13 protein-coding genes are annotated in these 16,020 nt (G+C 72.0%); 12 read left to right on the forward strand and 1 reads right to left on the reverse strand.

The window, feature by feature from the left end; translation table 11 throughout:
* Nucleotides 1-141 precede the first annotated feature (141 nt).
* Nucleotides 142-684, forward strand: a complete 543-nt coding sequence (locus UW392_RS18280) for an isochorismatase family protein (RefSeq protein WP_320776087.1) — start codon at nucleotides 142-144, stop codon at nucleotides 682-684.
* Between the two features lie 125 nt (nucleotides 685-809).
* Here UW392_RS18280 and fdhD read toward each other — a convergent pair whose 3' ends face one another.
* Nucleotides 810-1,673: a formate dehydrogenase accessory sulfurtransferase FdhD gene (gene fdhD, locus UW392_RS18285; protein ID WP_320776088.1), complete on the reverse strand. Its 864-nt coding sequence runs from the start codon at nucleotides 1,671-1,673 to the stop codon at nucleotides 810-812.
* Between the two features lie 493 nt (nucleotides 1,674-2,166).
* Between fdhD and UW392_RS18290 the strand changes: the two genes are divergently transcribed.
* The 11 genes from UW392_RS18290 (at nucleotide 2,167) to UW392_RS18340 (ending at nucleotide 16,017) form a co-directional block, all read left to right on the forward strand.
* Nucleotides 2,167-3,486, forward strand: coding sequence for an OFA family MFS transporter (locus UW392_RS18290; protein ID WP_320776089.1), 1,320 nt, complete (start codon nucleotides 2,167-2,169; stop codon nucleotides 3,484-3,486).
* Nucleotides 3,473-3,604 carry an MFS transporter small subunit gene (locus UW392_RS18295; RefSeq protein WP_320776090.1) on the forward strand — a complete coding sequence of 44 codons (132 nt, stop codon included), beginning with the start codon at nucleotides 3,473-3,475 and terminating at the stop codon, nucleotides 3,602-3,604. The genes UW392_RS18290 and UW392_RS18295 overlap by 14 nt, the downstream gene beginning before the upstream one ends.
* A 183-nt stretch (nucleotides 3,605-3,787) precedes the next feature.
* Nucleotides 3,788-4,726, forward strand: a complete 939-nt coding sequence (locus UW392_RS18300) for a beta-ketoacyl-ACP synthase III (RefSeq protein WP_320776091.1) — start codon at nucleotides 3,788-3,790, stop codon at nucleotides 4,724-4,726.
* Between the two features lie 135 nt (nucleotides 4,727-4,861).
* Nucleotides 4,862-5,539: a GntR family transcriptional regulator gene (locus UW392_RS18305; protein ID WP_320776092.1), complete on the forward strand. Its 678-nt coding sequence runs from the start codon at nucleotides 4,862-4,864 to the stop codon at nucleotides 5,537-5,539.
* Nucleotides 5,540-5,792: 253 nt separating this feature from the next.
* Nucleotides 5,793-6,974 (forward strand): ROK family transcriptional regulator, encoded by a 1,182-nt coding sequence (locus UW392_RS18310; RefSeq protein ID WP_320776127.1) that lies wholly within the window; start codon nucleotides 5,793-5,795, stop codon nucleotides 6,972-6,974.
* 263 nt (nucleotides 6,975-7,237) lie between these two features.
* The gene (locus UW392_RS18315; RefSeq protein ID WP_320776093.1) at nucleotides 7,238-8,830 is read left to right on the forward strand and encodes a sugar ABC transporter ATP-binding protein; all 1,593 of its coding nucleotides are present in this window, start codon (nucleotides 7,238-7,240) and stop codon (nucleotides 8,828-8,830) included.
* Nucleotides 8,827-9,849, forward strand: coding sequence for an ABC transporter permease (locus UW392_RS18320; RefSeq protein WP_320776094.1), 1,023 nt, complete (start codon nucleotides 8,827-8,829; stop codon nucleotides 9,847-9,849). The genes UW392_RS18315 and UW392_RS18320 overlap by 4 nt, the downstream gene beginning before the upstream one ends.
* Nucleotides 9,850-9,880: 31 nt before the next feature.
* The gene (locus UW392_RS18325) at nucleotides 9,881-10,921 is read left to right on the forward strand and encodes a substrate-binding domain-containing protein (protein WP_320776095.1); all 1,041 of its coding nucleotides are present in this window, start codon (nucleotides 9,881-9,883) and stop codon (nucleotides 10,919-10,921) included.
* A 109-nt stretch (nucleotides 10,922-11,030) separates the two neighbouring features.
* The gene (locus UW392_RS18330) at nucleotides 11,031-12,290 is read left to right on the forward strand and encodes a Gfo/Idh/MocA family oxidoreductase (protein ID WP_320776096.1); all 1,260 of its coding nucleotides are present in this window, start codon (nucleotides 11,031-11,033) and stop codon (nucleotides 12,288-12,290) included.
* Nucleotides 12,291-12,336: 46 nt separating this feature from the next.
* On the forward strand, nucleotides 12,337-13,341 hold the full coding sequence (locus tag UW392_RS18335; RefSeq protein ID WP_320776097.1) for a sugar phosphate isomerase/epimerase family protein: 1,005 nt from the start codon (nucleotides 12,337-12,339) through the stop codon (nucleotides 13,339-13,341).
* 153 nt (nucleotides 13,342-13,494) lie between these two features.
* Entirely contained in the window at nucleotides 13,495-16,017 is a 2,523-nt protein-coding gene (locus UW392_RS18340) for a PQQ-dependent sugar dehydrogenase (RefSeq protein ID WP_320776098.1), read from the forward strand.
* Nucleotides 16,018-16,020: the final 3 nt, after the last annotated feature.

The following is a 16,020-nucleotide window of genomic DNA, read 5'->3' on the forward strand; positions in this document are numbered from 1 at the left end:
GACGGGACGTTAACGGCCCCGGCGCGCACGGTCCATGGGCGGCCACGACCCGCCACGCGCCCACGGCCGAATGCGAGCAGTTCACGGGCTCGTCGATCCGGATTTCCGGTACGGACGGCCGACGCGGGCTAACGTTCCGTCATGACCGCACCGGACACCGAACCCCGCCTGGCGCTCGACCCCGCGCGCACCGCCCTCGTGCTCGTCGACCTGATGGACCGCATGGTCGGGCTGCCCCTGGTCCCCCGCACGGGCACGGACGTACTCGGCGCCGCCGAGCAGCTGGCGCGGGCCTTCCGCACGGCGGGCGCCCCCGTCGTGCTGATCCGTGTGGAGCGTTCCGGGGTGGCCGAGCAGCCGCCGGGCAGCGGCCTGGCCGCCGGTCTCGCCGCGGACGGCGACCTGGAGATCGTGAAGCGGACCATCGGCGGCTTCCAGGGCACCGGACTGGACGAGCGGCTGCGCGAGCGCGGCGTCACCACCCTCGTCCTCGGCGGCGTCGCCACCAACCTCGGCGTCGAGTCCACCGCCCGCGCCGCCGCCGACCTCGGGTACGACCTGGTCTTCGTCGAGGAGGCGATGTCCGCGTTCACGGCCGCCGAGCACGAGGCCTCGGTCCGGCTGGACTTCCCCCGGCTGGGGACGGTGGTGCGGGTGGCGGACGTGCGCTTCGTGGCGGGGTGAGCGGGGCGGCGCCCTGGGCCGGGCCCGGCCCGGCGCCGCACCGGGGCCGTGTCGAGGCGGGGCTCCTACGGCGCAGGGGGCGCTCCCCGCCGGTCGGAGCCCCGCCGCCGTGCAGCGGGGGAGCCTCAGCCCTGGGCGGCCGCGGCCCGCAGGGCGATGCGGTGCTCACCCGCGTACACGTTCATGGAGGCGCCCCGCAGGAAGCCCACCAGGGTCAGCCCCGTCTCGGCCGCCAGGTCGACGGCCAGGGAAGACGGCGCCGACACCGCGGCCAGCACCGGGATGCCCGCCATCACGGCCTTCTGGGCGAGCTCGAAGGAGGCGCGGCCCGAGACCAGCAGGACCGTGCGGGACAGCGGCAGCGCGCCGTTCTGCAGGGCGCGCCCCACCAGTTTGTCGACCGCGTTGTGGCGGCCCACGTCCTCGCGGACGTCGAGCAGCTCCCCGTCCTCGGAGAACAGGGCCGCCGCGTGCAGCCCCCCGGTCCGGTCGAAGACCCGCTGGGCCGCGCGGAGCCGGTCGGGGAGGTCCGCGAGCAGCCCGGGCTCCAGCAGGAGCGGGGCGAGCTCGCCGCCACGGGTGTCGTCGACGGTCCACCGGGCGGTCGTCCGGACCGCGTCCAGGCTCGCCTTGCCGCACAGGCCGCAGGACGAGGTGGTGTACACGTTGCGTTCCAGGGTGATGTCCGGGATCACGACGCCCGGCGCCGTCGACACGTCGACCACGTTGTAGGTGTTCGAGCCGTCGGCGGTGGCCCCGGCGCAGTAGACGATGTTCCGCAGCTCGTCCGCGCCGCCCAGCACCCCCTCGCTGACCAGGAAGCCCGCCGCCAGCGCGAAGTCGTCACCGGGGGTGCGCATGGTGATCGCCAGGGGCTTGCCGTTGAGCCGGATCTCCAGCGGTTCCTCCGCCACGAGGGTGTCCGGGCGGCTGGAGACCGCGCCGTCCCGGACGCGGATGACCTTGCGTCGTTCCGTGACTCTTCCCATGTCCCGATCAGCCCCGGTTCCTTGCGTGCTGCGGCCCTGACGGCCCTTGCTGTGCGTGCGATCGCCGCGGGGCACCGGAGCGTCGAGGGGCCCGGTGACCCACCCGGTCATTGTCCTGCACTCCCGGGGTGACTCGAGGGCTCGTACCCCTCGGACCGAGAGCCATGTAGCCGAAATACTGTGTACAGTATGGAAGTTGGGGCAGCAAGGTTCCGCGCACCATCTCGACGGCGCCCCCACCGGGGCCGCCGCAGTCGCGCTCGTCGCCGTGGACCTTCTGCCCAGTGATCCGCCAGGGTGAGCTGTCCCGGCCGAATCTCGCCCTCCTGCACGGGCACCTGCTGATGAAGGCGCAGCTGTGGAGGTGGGGGAGCGACCGCTCGTCGGCTGAGAACGACCGTTCGTCGCATCCTGCATACCGTTCACCGCATACGGTCGACCATTCGGACAAGCCGACTTCCCAACCGGGCAACCGGTTCCTATCGTCCGGATCATGAGTCCCCCCGTAGCGCCACCCGGCTGGAGCCGCTGGCTCGTCCCGCCCGCTGCCCTGTCGGTGCACCTCTCCATCGGACAGGCCTATGCCTGGTCCGTGTTCAAACCCGCCCTGGAGTCCGCCCTGGACCTCAGCGGCACCCAGAGCGCCCTGCCCTTCCAGCTCGCCATCGTGATGCTGGGCCTGTCCGCCGCGTTCGGCGGCACGTTCGTGGAACGCAACGGGCCGCGCTGGGCGATGACCGTGTCCCTGGTCTGCTTCTCCTCCGGCTTCCTGCTGTCCGCGCTGGGCGCCTTCACGGAGCAGTACTGGCTGATCGTGCTCGGCTACGGCTTCGTCGGCGGCATCGGTCTCGGCATCGGCTACATCTCGCCCGTGTCGACGCTGATGAAGTGGTTCCCGGACCGTCCCGGCATGGCCACCGGCATCGCCATCATGGGCTTCGGCGGCGGCGCGCTGATCGCCTCGCCGTGGTCCGCGCAGATGCTGGACTCCTTCGGTTCCGACAGCACCGGCATCGCGCAGGCCTTCCTCGTGCACGGCCTCGCGTACGCCGTCTTCATGTCGCTCGGTGTCTTCCTGGTCCGCGTGCCGCGGCCGAAGGAGTCCGCCGACGGCACTCCGGCACCGCTCCAGGGCGTCCAGGTCTCCGCCAACAGCGCGCTGCGCACCCCGCAGTTCTGGTTCCTGTGGATCGTGCTCTGCATGAACGTGACCGCGGGCATCGGCATCCTGGAGAAGGCCGCGCCGATGATCCGGGACTTCTTCGCGGACACCTCGACGCCGGTCTCGGTGTCGGCGGCGGCCGGGTTCGTGGCGCTGCTCTCGGCGGCCAACATGGCCGGCCGCCTCGGCTGGTCCTCGGCCTCGGACATCATCGGGCGCAAGAACATCTACCGCCTCTACCTGGGCGTGGGCGCGGTGATGTACGCGCTGATCGCGTTGTTCGGGGACAGCTCCAAGCCGGTGTTCATCGTCTGCGCGCTGGTCATCCTCTCCTTCTACGGCGGCGGTTTCGCGACCATCCCGGCGTACCTGAAGGACATGTTCGGCACCTACCAGGTGGGCGCCATCCACGGCCGGCTGCTCACCGCCTGGTCCACCGCGGGCGTCCTCGGGCCGCTGATCGTCAACTGGATCGCGGACCGGCAGGAGGCGGCGGGCAAGACCGGCGCCAACCTCTACGGCACCTCCATGTGGATCATGATCGGGCTGCTCGTGGTCGGCTTCGTCGCCAACGAGCTCGTCCGTCCCGTCCACGCCCGTCACCACGTCAGCGCCGAGAAGAAGAAGGAGGCCGTCGATGTCCAGCAGTGACACCAGCCCGCCCGACCGGCGGGGACTCGTCGTCCTCTCCTGGGTCTGGGTGGGGGCGCCGCTCGCGTACGGTCTGTACGAACTCGTCCGCAAGGTGACCCAGCTGTTCACCGGCTGACGACCGCCGTCACGGGCGGGCGGTCACGTACCGCGACGCCGCCCGGCACCGCCAGGACGTCGTCGGGTCTGACAGAAGCCCACAACCAGGGAGGTCCAATCCTGTCTCCCTGCACGCCCTCGTACCCGTGAGTCACTGATCAGACTGGGGGATCCCGTTACCCAGGCAACGAGGGGATCCCCCATGAACGGCTCGCGCATCGCCGCCGTCGGCCACTACCAGCCCGCCAAGGTCCTCACCAACGAGGACCTGGCGGGCCTGGTCGACACCAGTGACGAATGGATCCGGAGCCGGGTGGGCATCCGCACGCGCCACATCGCCGGACCGGACGAGCCGGTGGACGAGCTGGGCGCGCACGCCGCCGCCAAGGCCCTGGCGGCGGCCGGCCTCACCCCCGACGCCGTCGACCTCGTCGTCGTGGCCACCTCCACCGCCACCGACCGCTCCCCGAACACCGCCGCCCGCATCGCCGCGCGCCTCGGCATCCCCTCCCCGGCCGCCCTGGACGTCAACGTCGTCTGCGCCGGCTTCACCCACGCCCTCGCCACCGCCGACCACGCCGTGCGCGCGGGCGCCGCCACCCGGGCCCTGGTCGTCGGCGCCGAGAAGATGTCCGACGTCACCGACTGGAGCGACCGCACCACCTGCGTCCTCGTCGGCGACGGGGCGGGTGCCGCCGTCGTCGAGGCCGCCGACGAGCCCGGCATCGGGCCGGTGCTGTGGGGCTCGGTGCCCGAGATGGGGCACGCGGTACGGATCGAGGGGACGCCCCCGCGCTTCGCCCAGGAGGGCCAGAGCGTCTACCGCTGGGCGACCACGAAACTGCCCGCCATCGCCCGCCGGACGTGCGAGCGCGCCGGATACGCTCCCGAGGACCTCGCCGCGGTCGTGCTGCACCAGGCCAACCTGCGCATCATCGAGCCCCTCGCGGAACGGATCGGCGCGGTGAACGCCGTGGTGGCACGCGACGTCGTCGACTCCGGCAACACCTCCGCCGCGAGCATCCCGATGGCCTTCTCCAAGCTGGTCGAGCGCGGTGAGATCCGCAGCGGCGACCCTGTCCTGCTGTTCGGGTTCGGCGGCAACCTGTCGTACGGCGGGCAGGTCGTCCGCTGCCCCTGAACGAGCCTCCCTCCGTTCCTCCAGGGCCGGTGACGGAGTGATTGCGCACCGTAGACTGTAGACGAAAGACAATCCATACTGACCGGACCGCTTCGGCCGGCCACCGCGCCGCCGCTGCCCTGGAGGGGGACCGCGATGCTGTCGACAGGACTGCCGCAGGGGGCGGTGCCCAGGCTGGAACGCCCCGGTCCGTTGCGTGACCGCGTCTACGAGGCCCTGCTCGAACTCATCACCACCCGCGCCCTGCAGCCGGGCCAGCACCTGGTCGAGAGCGAGCTCGCCGGTCACCTCGGGGTCTCCCGGCAGCCGGTGCGCGAGGCGCTGCAGCGGCTGAACACCGAGGGGTGGGTCGATCTGCGGCCCGCCCAGGGCGCGTTCGTGCACGAGCCGACCGAGGAGGAGGCCGACCAGCTCCTCACGGTGCGCACGCTGCTGGAGGCCGAGGCGGCCCGGCTCGCCGCTGCTGCCGCGGGCACGGCGGGCATCGCGGCCCTGGAGGAGCTGTGCGCCGAGGGGGAGCGGGCGGTCGCCGCCGACGACGTGGACGGCGCGGTGGCGACCAACGCCCGCTTCCACGCCAAGGTGATGGAACTCGCGGGCAACGCGGTCCTCGCCGAGCTGGCGGGTCAGGTGGACCGCCGGGTCCGCTGGTACTACACCCCGGTCGCCCGGCAGCGCGGCAGGCAGTCCTGGATCGAGCACCGCGAACTCATCGCGGCGATCGCGTCCCGTGACGAGCAGCGCGCCACCGAGGTGATGCGCGACCACACGGAGCACACGCGGCGGACCTACCACGCGCGTTCGCGCACGTAGGGGCGGCGGCACGGCACCCGGACGCGCGGAAGGCGCCCACCGCTCCGGTGGGCGCCTTCCGCTTTCCGTCGTCCTCTCCCGCACCCGCCTTTGTCCTGCGAGTGGAAAAAGTCGCGAGCAATTCCTGTGCAACTTCTTCCCACTCACGGCACCCACTGCTACGTTCCCCTCGAAAGCAAGCCACACCGGAGTGTCTTGAACACGACACTCGCCGTACGCAGCCGATCGGGGCAGGGAGGGGCACGTGAGACGCATGACGGCCCGACCCGCCAACACCCACCAGGCCCGGCTGCTGCGGCTGCTCCGTGACGGCGGCCCCAGCTCCCGGGCCCAGCTGGGCGACCAGGTCGACCTCTCCCGGTCGAAGCTGGCCGTCGAGGTGGACCGGCTGCTGGAGACGGGCCTGGTCGTGGCCGACGGACTCGCCGCCTCGCGCGGCGGCCGCCGCTCCCACAACATCAGGCTCGCGCCCGGACTCCGCTTCCTCGGCATCGACATCGGCGCGACCTCCGTCGACGTCGCCGTCACCAACGCGGAGCTGGAGGTCCTCGGGCACATCAACCAGCCCATGGACGTCCGCGAGGGGCCGGTCGCCGTCTTCGAGCAGGCCCTGGCCATGGTGGCCAAGCTGCGGGCCTCCGGGCTGGCGGAGGGGTTCGACGGCGCCGGCATCGGCGTCCCCGGACCGGTCCGCTTCCCCGAGGGCGTCCCGGTGGCGCCGCCGATCATGCCGGGCTGGGACGGGTTCCCGGTCCGCGAGGCGCTCAGCCAGGAACTCGGCTGCCCGGTCATGGTCGACAACGACGTGAACCTGATGGCGATGGGGGAGCAGCACGCGGGCGTCGCCCGTTCCGTGGGCGACTTCCTCTGCGTCAAGATCGGCACCGGCATCGGCTGCGGCATCGTCGTCGGCGGTGAGGTCCACCGCGGTACGACGGGCAGCGCCGGCGACATCGGGCACATCCAGGCGGTACCGGAGGGGCGTCCCTGCCCCTGCGGCAACCGGGGCTGCCTGGAGGCCCACTTCAGCGGCGCCGCGCTGGCCCGCGACGCCACGGAGGCGGCCCAGCAGGGCCGTTCCGCGGAACTCGCCGCACGGCTCCGGGCGAGCGGTGCCCTGAGCGCCGTCGACGTCGCCGCCGCGGCCGCCGCGGGCGACGCCACCGCGCTCGACCTGATCCGCGCGGGCGGCGCCCACACCGGGCAGGTCATCGCCGGACTCGTCAGCTTCTTCAACCCCGGCCTCGTGGTGATCGGCGGCGGCGTCACCGGCCTGGGCCACAACCTGCTCGCCGCCATCCGCACCCAGGTCTACCGCCAGTCGCTCCCGCTCGCGACCGGCAACCTCCCCATCGTGCTCGGCGAACTGGGGCCCACCGCCGGCGTCATCGGCGCGGCCCGCCTCATCAGCGACCACCTGTTCTCACCCGCGTAAGACCGTCACCCCGCACGGCACCACCAGGTACGTCAGCTCGGCACCACCAGGTACGTCAGCCAGGCAACACGTGTAAGTCAGCCCGCGCACCGCCCTGCCCGACAGCAGCTCCTCCCTGACCGCACAGCAGCCCCGCCCCGCCTGAACAGCACCTCCGCCCCGCCCGACAGCGATTCCAGCCTGCCCGCACAGCATCCCGCCCTGCCCGCACGCAGCTCCGCCCTGCCCTGGAACCGGCCCGCACGCCCGCCGAGGGGAACGTCATGGCACCCGAACCACCCCTGCTCACCATGTCCGGCATCACCAAGTCCTTCCCCGGCGTCCGGGCCCTGGACGGCGTCGACCTCGACGTCCAGGCCGGCGAGGTGCACTGCCTGCTCGGCCAGAACGGAGCCGGGAAGTCCACCCTCATCAAGGTTCTCGCCGGCGCCCACCAGCCCGACGACGGCACCATCACCTGGCGCGGCGACCCCGTCACCCTGAAGTCCCCGATCGCCGCCATGCGCCTCGGCATCGCCACCATGTACCAGGAACTCGACCTGGTGGAGCACCTGTCGGTCGCCGAGAACGTGTACCTCGGCCACGAACCCACGGCCGCCGGCTTCGTCGTACGGGGCAGGGCGGCGAGGGAGTCGGCGGCGGCGCTGCTCCGGCGGCTCGGGCACCCCGAGGTCGACCCGGGCCGGCTCGTGGGCGACCTGTCCGCGGCCCAGCAGCAGATCGTCTCCATGGCGCGGGCGCTCTCCCACGACGTACGCCTCATCGTCATGGACGAGCCGACCGCCGCCCTCGACCCGGACGAGACCGACAACCTGTTCCGCATCGTCGGCGACCTGACCGCCGACGGGGTCGCCGTCATCTACATCTCGCACCGGCTGGAGGAGATCCGCCGCATCGGGGACCGGGTGACCGTGCTGAAGGACGGGCGCTCGGTGGCGGGCGGACTGCCCGCGGAGTCCACCCCGACCCGCGAGGTCGTGGCCCTGATGACCGGCCGCAACGTCGAGTACGTCTTCCCGCAACGGCCGTCCGCGCCCGCGGAACCGTCCACCGGCACCCCGTTGCTGGAGGTGCAGGGCCTCGCCCGAGACGGGGAGTTCGAGCCGTTCGACCTCACCGTGCACCCCGGCGAGATCGTCGGACTCGCCGGCCTGGTCGGCTCCGGTCGCTCGGAGATCCTGGAGACCGTCTACGGCGCCCGCAAGCCCAGCGCCGGCCGGGTCCTCGTCGACGGGAAGCCCCTGAAGCCCGGCAGCGTGCGCGCCGCCGTCGCCGCCGGGCTCGGACTCGCCCCCGAGGAGCGCAAGGCGCAGGCCCTGCTGATGCTGGAGTCCGTCACCAGAAACGTTTCCGTGTCGTCCATGTCCCGCTTCTCGCGCGGCGGCTGGATCGACCGGCGCGCCGAGTCCGGGGCCGCCCGCACCGCCGTACGGGAGCTGTCGCTGCGCCCCGACAACCCGGACGTACCCGTGCGCACCCTCTCCGGAGGCAACCAGCAGAAGGCGGTGCTCGCCCGCTGGCTGCTGCGCGGCTGCAAGGTCCTGCTGCTCGACGAGCCCACCCGCGGCGTCGACGTGGGCGCCCGCGCCGAGCTGTACGCGGTCGTCCGCCGCCTCGCCGACGAGGGCCTCGCCGTGCTGCTGGTCTCCAGCGAGGTGCCCGAGGTCCTCGGCCTCGCCGACCGCGTGCTCGTCCTGCGCGAGGGCCGCATCGTGCACCGGGCCCCCGCCCGCGCACTGGACGAACACCGCGTCCTCGACCTGGTCATGGAAGGAAGTTCCGTGGCCGCCCAGAGCCCCAGCTCCACCAGCCCCATCGGCACCACCGGCCCCATGGAAGGAAGCCCGGCGTCATGACGCAGCCCGTATCACCGCCCCGGGGCGGCACGGAGAAGGAAGTGCCGCAGGTGAGCGAGGGGCCCGGCCCGCGGGTCGCCTTCGCCCGCGCCGACGTCCGCACCCTCTCGCTGCTCGGTGTCCTCGCCGCCCTGGTCCTCATCGGCGGCATCACCGCCCCCGACGCGTTCCTGGACACCCGCAACCTGCAGCTCGTCCTCACCCAGGCGTCCGTCATCGGCGTCGTCACCGTCGGCATGACCTTCGTGATCATCTCCGGCGGCATCGACCTGTCGGTCGGCGCGATCGTCGCCCTCGCCTCGGTGTGGGCGACCACGGTCGCCACCCAGGAGTTCGGCTTCGCGGGCATCCTCTTCACCGCGGTGATCGTCGGCCTGGGCTGCGGCCTGGTGAACGGCGTGCTCATCGCGTACGGCGGGATGGTGCCCTTCATCGCCACCCTCGCCATGCTCGCCTCGGCCCGCGGCCTCGCCCTGCAGATCACCGACGGCTCCACCCAGGTCGTCACCGTCACCAGCGTCCTGGACCTCGGCAACCGCGACGCCTACGTGCTCGGCATCCCGCCGCTCGTCCTCGTCTTCGCCGCCGTCACCGTCATCGGCTGGCTGGTGCTCAACCGGACGACGTTCGGCCGGCGCTCGGTCGCCGTCGGCGGCAACGCGGAGGCGGCCCGGCTCGCCGGCATCGACGTACGCCGCCAGCGGCTGTACCTGTACCTGCTCTCCGGACTGTGCTGCGGCATCGCGGCCTTCCTGCTGATCGTGCTGGCCGGCTCCGGCCAGAACACCAACGGCAACCTCTACGAGCTCGACGCCATCGCCGCCGCGATCATCGGCGGCACCCTGCTCAGCGGCGGCCGCGGCACCATCGTCGGCTCCGTGCTCGGCGTCCTGATCTTCACCACCATCACCAACATCTTCGCGCTGAACAACCTGCAGACCGACGTCCAGCAGATCGCCAAGGGCGCGATCATCGTCGCCGCGGTCCTGGTCCAGCGACGCACCGCAAGCACCACCTGAACGGGCCGACACGGGAAGGGACCCCATCGTCATGTCACAGTTCACGAGCCGCAGGAGAATGCTCTTCGGGACCGCCGCGGTCGGCGCGGGCGTGGTCCTCGCGGGCTGCACCAGCAACGAGTCGAGCGACGAGCCCGCCGCCAACGACCAGCCGGCCGCCGCCGACGACAAGCCCGGCAAGGAGGTGACCATCGGCTACGCCGGGCCGCAGGCCGACCACGGCTGGCTCAACGCCGTCAACGTGCAGGCCAAGAACCGCGCGGAGAAGTACGAGGACGTCACCTTCGAGGTCACCGAGGGCTCCAACGACACCGCCACGCAGATCGGCCAGATCGAGACCCTCATCAACAAGAAGGTCGACGTCCTGGTCATCCTCCCCGCCGACGGCAAGGCCCTCACCCAGGTCGGCCTGCAGGCGATGCGCGCCGGCATCCCCGTGGTCAACCTCGACCGCGTCTTCAACTCCCCGCAGGCGTACCGCTCCTACGTCGGCGGCGACAACTACGGCATGGGCCTCAACGCCGGGCACTACATCGGCGAGAAGCTCAAGGACCAGGAGAACGCGCGCGTCGTCGAGCTCGCCGGGCTCGACAACCTGGAGCTGACCCAGCAGCGCACCCAGGGCTTCGACGACGCCCTGAAGAACTACCCCAACATCAAGAAGGTGGCCCGGCAGGCGGCCGACTTCACGGTCGAGTCGGGGCAGGCCAAGATGGCGCAGCTGCTCCAGGCGCAGTCGGACTTCCACGCGCTGTGGAACCACGACGACGACCAGGGCGTCGGCGCCCTGCGCGCCATCGAGCAGGCCGGACGCGACGACTTCCTGATGGTCGGCGGCGCGGGCGCGCTCTCCGCCATGCAGGCCATCCAGGCGGACGACGGCGTGCTGAAGGCGACCGTCCTCTACCCGCCCACCATGGCGGCGTCCGCGATCGACGTCGCCCGCGCCCTCGGCCAGGGCAAGGGCATCGGCGGACTCGCCGAGTTCGAGGTGCCGTCCGCGCTGACGCTGTACTCCGCGGTCGTCGACAAGGACAACGTCGACCAGTACATGTCCACCGGCTTCAAGTGACCGGCCGCGGTCGCCGCGCCGTACGGGTCCGGTCACCGGACCGGGCCCGTACCCCCACCGCGCCGGGACGAGCAGCCGACGAGTTCGAGAGTCCGAGGAGGACATCCTGATGACACAGCCGCACCAGGGCGACGAGGCCGGGAAGCCGCCGCTCGGCGTCGGCATGGTCGGGTACGCGTTCATGGGCGCCGCCCACTCGCAGGGCTGGCGCACCGCGGGCCGCGTCTTCGACCTGCCGATGGACCCGGTCCTCGCCGCGGTCTGCGGCCGGGACGCCGGGGCCGTGCGCGCCATGGCCGACCGGCACGGCTGGGCGGCGGCCGAGACCGACTGGCGGGCCCTGATCGAACGCGACGACGTCGACCTCGTCGACATCTGCACCCCCGGTGACAGCCACGCCGAGATCGCGCTGGCCGCCCTCGCCGCCGGCAAGCACGTGCTGTGCGAGAAGCCCCTCGCCAACACGGTCGAGGAGGCCGAGGCCATGACGGCGGCGGCCGCCGCGGCCCGGGAGCGCGGGCAGCTCGCCATGGTCGGCTTCAACTACCGCCGCGTCCCCGCCACCGCGCTGGCCCGCAGGATGGTCGCCGAGGACCGGCTCGGCGCGCTGCGCCACGTCCGCGTGACCTACCTCCAGGACTGGCTGGTCGACCCCGAGTTCCCGCTGACCTGGCGGCTGCGCAAGGAGTCGGCCGGCTCCGGGGCGCTCGGCGACCTGGGCGCGCACATCGTGGACCTCGCGCAGTACCTCGTGGGCGAGCCCGTCGTCGGCGTATCCGCGCTCACCGAGACCTTCGTACGGGAGCGGCCGCTGCCCGCCGGGGCGTCGAGCGGCCTCGGGCACGCGGGCGACGGCGGCGGGCGCGGCGCCGTCACCGTGGACGACGCGGCCCTGTTCACCGGACGGTTCGCCTCCGGGGCCATCGCCTCCTTCGAGGCCACCCGGTTCGCCACCGGCCGCAAGAACTCCCTGCGCATCGAACTCAACGGCGAACGCGGTTCGCTCGCCTTCGACCTGGAGCGGCTCAACGAGCTCTCCTACCACGACCACACCGAGCCGGGCGCCCACGCCGGCTTCCGCCGCATCCTCGTCACCGAGCCCGACCACCCCTACCTGGACGCGTGGTGGCCGCCGGGCCACGGCCTCGGCTACGAGCACACCTTCGTGCACCAGGCCCGCGACCTCGTGCACGCCATCGCCTCCGGCACCGCACCCGAGCCGTCCTTCGCCGACGGACTCCAGGTGCAGCGCGTGCTCGCGGCCGTGGAGGAGAGCGCCGGGGCGGACTCCGTCTACACCCCGGTCGCCCCGATGGACCCGCTCGCCCCGGCCGCACCCGCCGCCCCGGCCACGCCGATCGTGGCCTGAGGACTCCCGAGCACTCGAGCATTCGAAAGAGGAGGTCAGCACAGCCATGCCGCGCACCTTCACGCTGTTCACCGGCCAGTGGGCCGACCTGCCCCTGGAGGAGGTCTGCCGCCGGGCCCGCGACTTCGGGTACGACGGACTGGAGCTCGCCTGCTGGGGCGACCACTTCGAGGTCGACAAGGCCCTCGCCGACCCGGGCTACATCGAGTCCCGGCACCAGCTGCTCGACAAGTACGGCCTCAAGTGCTGGGCGATCTCCAACCACCTCGTCGGCCAGGCCGTCTGTGACGCCATCATCGACGAGCGCCACCAGGCCATCCTGCCGGCCCGCATCTGGGGCGACGGCGAGGCCGAGGGCGTACGGCAGCGGGCCGCCGCCGAGATCGCCGACACCGCGCGGGCCGCCGCCGCCTTCGGCGTCGACACCGTCATCGGCTTCACCGGCTCGGCCATCTGGCACCTGGTCGCCATGTTCCCGCCCGCCCCCGAGTCGATGATCGAACGCGGTTACGAGGACTTCGCCGCCCGCTGGAACCCGATCCTCGACGTGTTCGACACCGAGGGCGTACGGTTCGCGCACGAGGTCCACCCGAGCGAGATCGCCTACGACTACTGGACCACCCAGCGCGCCCTGGACGCGGTCGACCGGCGCCCGGCCTTCGGCCTCAACTTCGACCCCTCACACTTCGTGTGGCAGGACCTGGACCCGGTCGGCTTCCTGTGGGACTTCAAGGACCGCATCTACCACGTGGACTGCAAGGAGGCCCGCAAGCGCCTCGACGGCCGCAACGGGCGCCTCGGCTCCCACCTGCCGTGGGGCGACCCGCGCCGCGGCTGGGACTTCGTCTCCGCCGGCCACGGCGACGTGCCCTGGGAGGACGTCTTCCGGATGCTCCGCTCCATCGACTACCAGGGTCCCGTCTCCGTCGAGTGGGAGGACGCCGGCATGGACCGGCTTCAGGGCGCTCCCGAGGCCCTGGAGCGGCTGAAGGCCTTCGACTTCGAGCCGCCGTCGGCCTCGTTCGACGCGGCGTTCGGCGGCAGCGACTAGCCGCCGGCACGGTGCTCCCGGGGCGACGGCGCGCCCCGGGAGCACCGCCCACCTCCGGGGTGACGGCGCACCCCGGCGTACCGCACCACTCCGTACGACCGGCTCCTTACTGAGCACACCCCCGTACGACCGGCTCCTTACTGGAGGCATTCCGTGCACCCGTACGCAGACAACACAACCCCCACCAGTACCACCGGCCGCGCCAGACGCCCGAGACTCCGCGGGGCGGTCGCCCTGCTGAGCGGCCTGCTGCTCGCGGGCGGCTCGCTCTCCCTCACCGCGCCGGCCGCCGGCGCGGCCGACAGCGGCACCAGCCCCAAGGTGGAGGCAGCGGCCGCAGCCGAGGACTTCCAGCAGGTTCCCCTCGCCAAGGGCGAGGCGGAGGTCGGCGAACCCATGTCGCTGGCCGTGCTGCCGGACCGCTCGGTCCTGCACACCTCGCGCGACGGCGAGCTGCGCCTCACCGACGCGGGCGGCAACACCCGGCTCGCGGGCAAGCTCGACGTGTACGCGCACGACGAGGAGGGCCTGCAGGGCATAGGCATCGACCCCGCCTTCGAAGAGAACCGTTTCATCTACCTCTACTACGCGCCCCCGATGGACACCCCCGAGGGCGATGCCCCCGAGACCGGTACCGCCGCCGACTTCGCCCCCTTCGAGGGCGTCAACCGGCTGTCGCGCTTCGTGCTGAACACGGACGGCACGCTGGACACCGCCAGTGAGACGCAGATCCTCGACGTGCCCGCCACCCGAGGCATCTGCTGCCACGTCGGCGGCGACATCGACTTCGACGCGGACGGCAACCTCTACCTGTCGACGGGCGACGACTCCAACCCGTTCCAGTCGGACGGCTTCACGCCCATCGACGAGCGCCCGGACCGCAACCCGGTCTTCGACGCCCAGCGCACCTCCGGCAACACCAACGACCTGCGCGGCAAGATCCTGCGCATCAAGGTGAACGAGGACGGCTCCTACGACGTCCCCGAGGGCAACCTGTTCGCGCCCGGCACGGAGAAGACGCGGCCCGAGATCTACGCGATGGGCTTCCGTAACCCGTTCCGCTTCAGCGTCGACCAGGAGACCGGCATCCTCTACGTCGGTGACTACGGTCCCGACGCGGGCGCCGCGAACCCCAACCGCGGCCCGGCCGGCAAGGTCGAGTTCGCGCGCGTGACCGAGCCCGGCAACTTCGGCTGGCCCTACTGCGTCGGCGAGAACGAGCCGTACATCGACTACGACTTCGCCACCGGCACCTCGGGCGAGCCCTTCGACTGCGCCGCCCCGAAGAACACCTCGCCGAACAACACCGGCCTGACCGACCTGCCGCCCGCCGTGGGCGCCTGGATCCCGTACGACGGCGCGTCCGTGCCCGAGTTCGGCGACGGCTCCGAGTCCCCGATGGGCGGCCCGGTCTACCACTACGACCCCGACCTCGACTCGCCGGTGAAGTTCCCGGAGGAGTACGACGGCGATTTCTTCGCCGCCGAGTTCGGCCGCCAGTGGATCAAGCGGATCACCTCGGACGCCGACGGCACCGTGCAGGCCATCAACGACATCCCGTGGACCGGCACCCAGCCCATGGACATGGCCTTCGGCCCGGACGGCGCGCTGTACGTCCTCGACTACGGCCTCTCCTGGTTCGGCGGTGACGACAACTCCGCCCTGTACCGCATCGAGAACGCCACCGACGGACACTCGCCGATCGCCCAGGCCGCGGCCGACCGCACCTCCGGCCAGGCACCGCTGCGGGTGAACTTCTCCTCCGCCGGCTCCACCGACGCCGACGGCGACAAGCTCACCTACAGCTGGGACTTCGGCGACGGCGGCACCTCCACGTCCGCCGACCCGCGCCACACCTACCGGCAGAACGGCACCTACACCGCGACGGTGACCGCCACCGACCCGCAGGGCCGCACCGGCAGCGCCAGCGTGCAGATCGTGGTCGGCAACACCGCGCCCACGGTGACGCTGCAGCTCCCCGAGGACGGTCAGCTGTTCAGCTTCGGTGACGCCGTTCCGTTCAAGGTGAAGGTCACCGACCCCGAGGACGGCCGGAACATCGACTGCTCCAAGGTCACCGTCACCTTCATCCTCGGCCACGACAGCCACGGCCACCCGCTGACCTCAGCGAACGGCTGCTCCGGCACCATCCAGACCAGCGCCGACGGCGGCCACGACCCGAACGCCAACATCTTCGGTGTCTTCGACGCCGTCTACACCGACAACGGGGGCGGCGGCCAGGCCCCGCTGACCACCCATGACCAGAACGTCACCCAGCCCCGCCACCGCCAGGCCGAGCACTACGGCGACTCCTCCGGCGTGACGGTGCAGAACCGCGAGAGCGCCAACGGCGGCAAGACCGTCGGCGACATCTCCAACGGTGACTGGATCTCCTTCGAGCCGTACGTCCTCTCCAACGCCACGAAGATCACGGCGCGGGTCGCCGCCGAGGCCGCGGGCGGCAGGCTCGAGGTCCGCGCGGGCTCCCCGAAGGGCCGGCTGCTCGCCTCCGCGAAGGTCCCGGTGACCGGCGGCACGGAGACGTACCAGGACGTCAGCGCCAAGCTGTGGCTCCCGCCGCGTGGCACCACCACGCTGTACCTGGTCTTCAAGGGCAAGAAGGGCACCGCCCAGCTGTTCGAGGTGGACGACTTCACGTTCACGACGAAGAAGTGAGGT

The organism is Streptomyces sp. CRN 30 (genome assembly GCF_034105845.1).

Coding starts and splice junctions, on each gene's coding strand:
- UW392_RS18320 (WP_320776094.1), top strand. CDS start 8,827: ATGACGCAGCCCGTATCACCGCCCCGGGGCGGCACGGAGAAGGAAGTG.
- UW392_RS18305 (WP_320776092.1), top strand. CDS start 4,862: ATGCTGTCGACAGGACTGCCGCAGGGGGCGGTGCCCAGGCTGGAACGC.
- UW392_RS18290 (WP_320776089.1), top strand. CDS start 2,167: ATGAGTCCCCCCGTAGCGCCACCCGGCTGGAGCCGCTGGCTCGTCCCG.
- fdhD (WP_320776088.1), bottom strand. CDS start 1,673: ATGGGAAGAGTCACGGAACGACGCAAGGTCATCCGCGTCCGGGACGGC.
- UW392_RS18280 (WP_320776087.1), top strand. CDS start 142: ATGACCGCACCGGACACCGAACCCCGCCTGGCGCTCGACCCCGCGCGC.
- UW392_RS18300 (WP_320776091.1), top strand. CDS start 3,788: ATGAACGGCTCGCGCATCGCCGCCGTCGGCCACTACCAGCCCGCCAAG.
- UW392_RS18325 (WP_320776095.1), top strand. CDS start 9,881: ATGTCACAGTTCACGAGCCGCAGGAGAATGCTCTTCGGGACCGCCGCG.
- UW392_RS18310 (WP_320776127.1), top strand. CDS start 5,793: ATGACGGCCCGACCCGCCAACACCCACCAGGCCCGGCTGCTGCGGCTG.
- UW392_RS18295 (WP_320776090.1), top strand. CDS start 3,473: ATGTCCAGCAGTGACACCAGCCCGCCCGACCGGCGGGGACTCGTCGTC.
- UW392_RS18330 (WP_320776096.1), top strand. CDS start 11,031: ATGACACAGCCGCACCAGGGCGACGAGGCCGGGAAGCCGCCGCTCGGC.
- UW392_RS18315 (WP_320776093.1), top strand. CDS start 7,238: ATGGCACCCGAACCACCCCTGCTCACCATGTCCGGCATCACCAAGTCC.
- UW392_RS18335 (WP_320776097.1), top strand. CDS start 12,337: ATGCCGCGCACCTTCACGCTGTTCACCGGCCAGTGGGCCGACCTGCCC.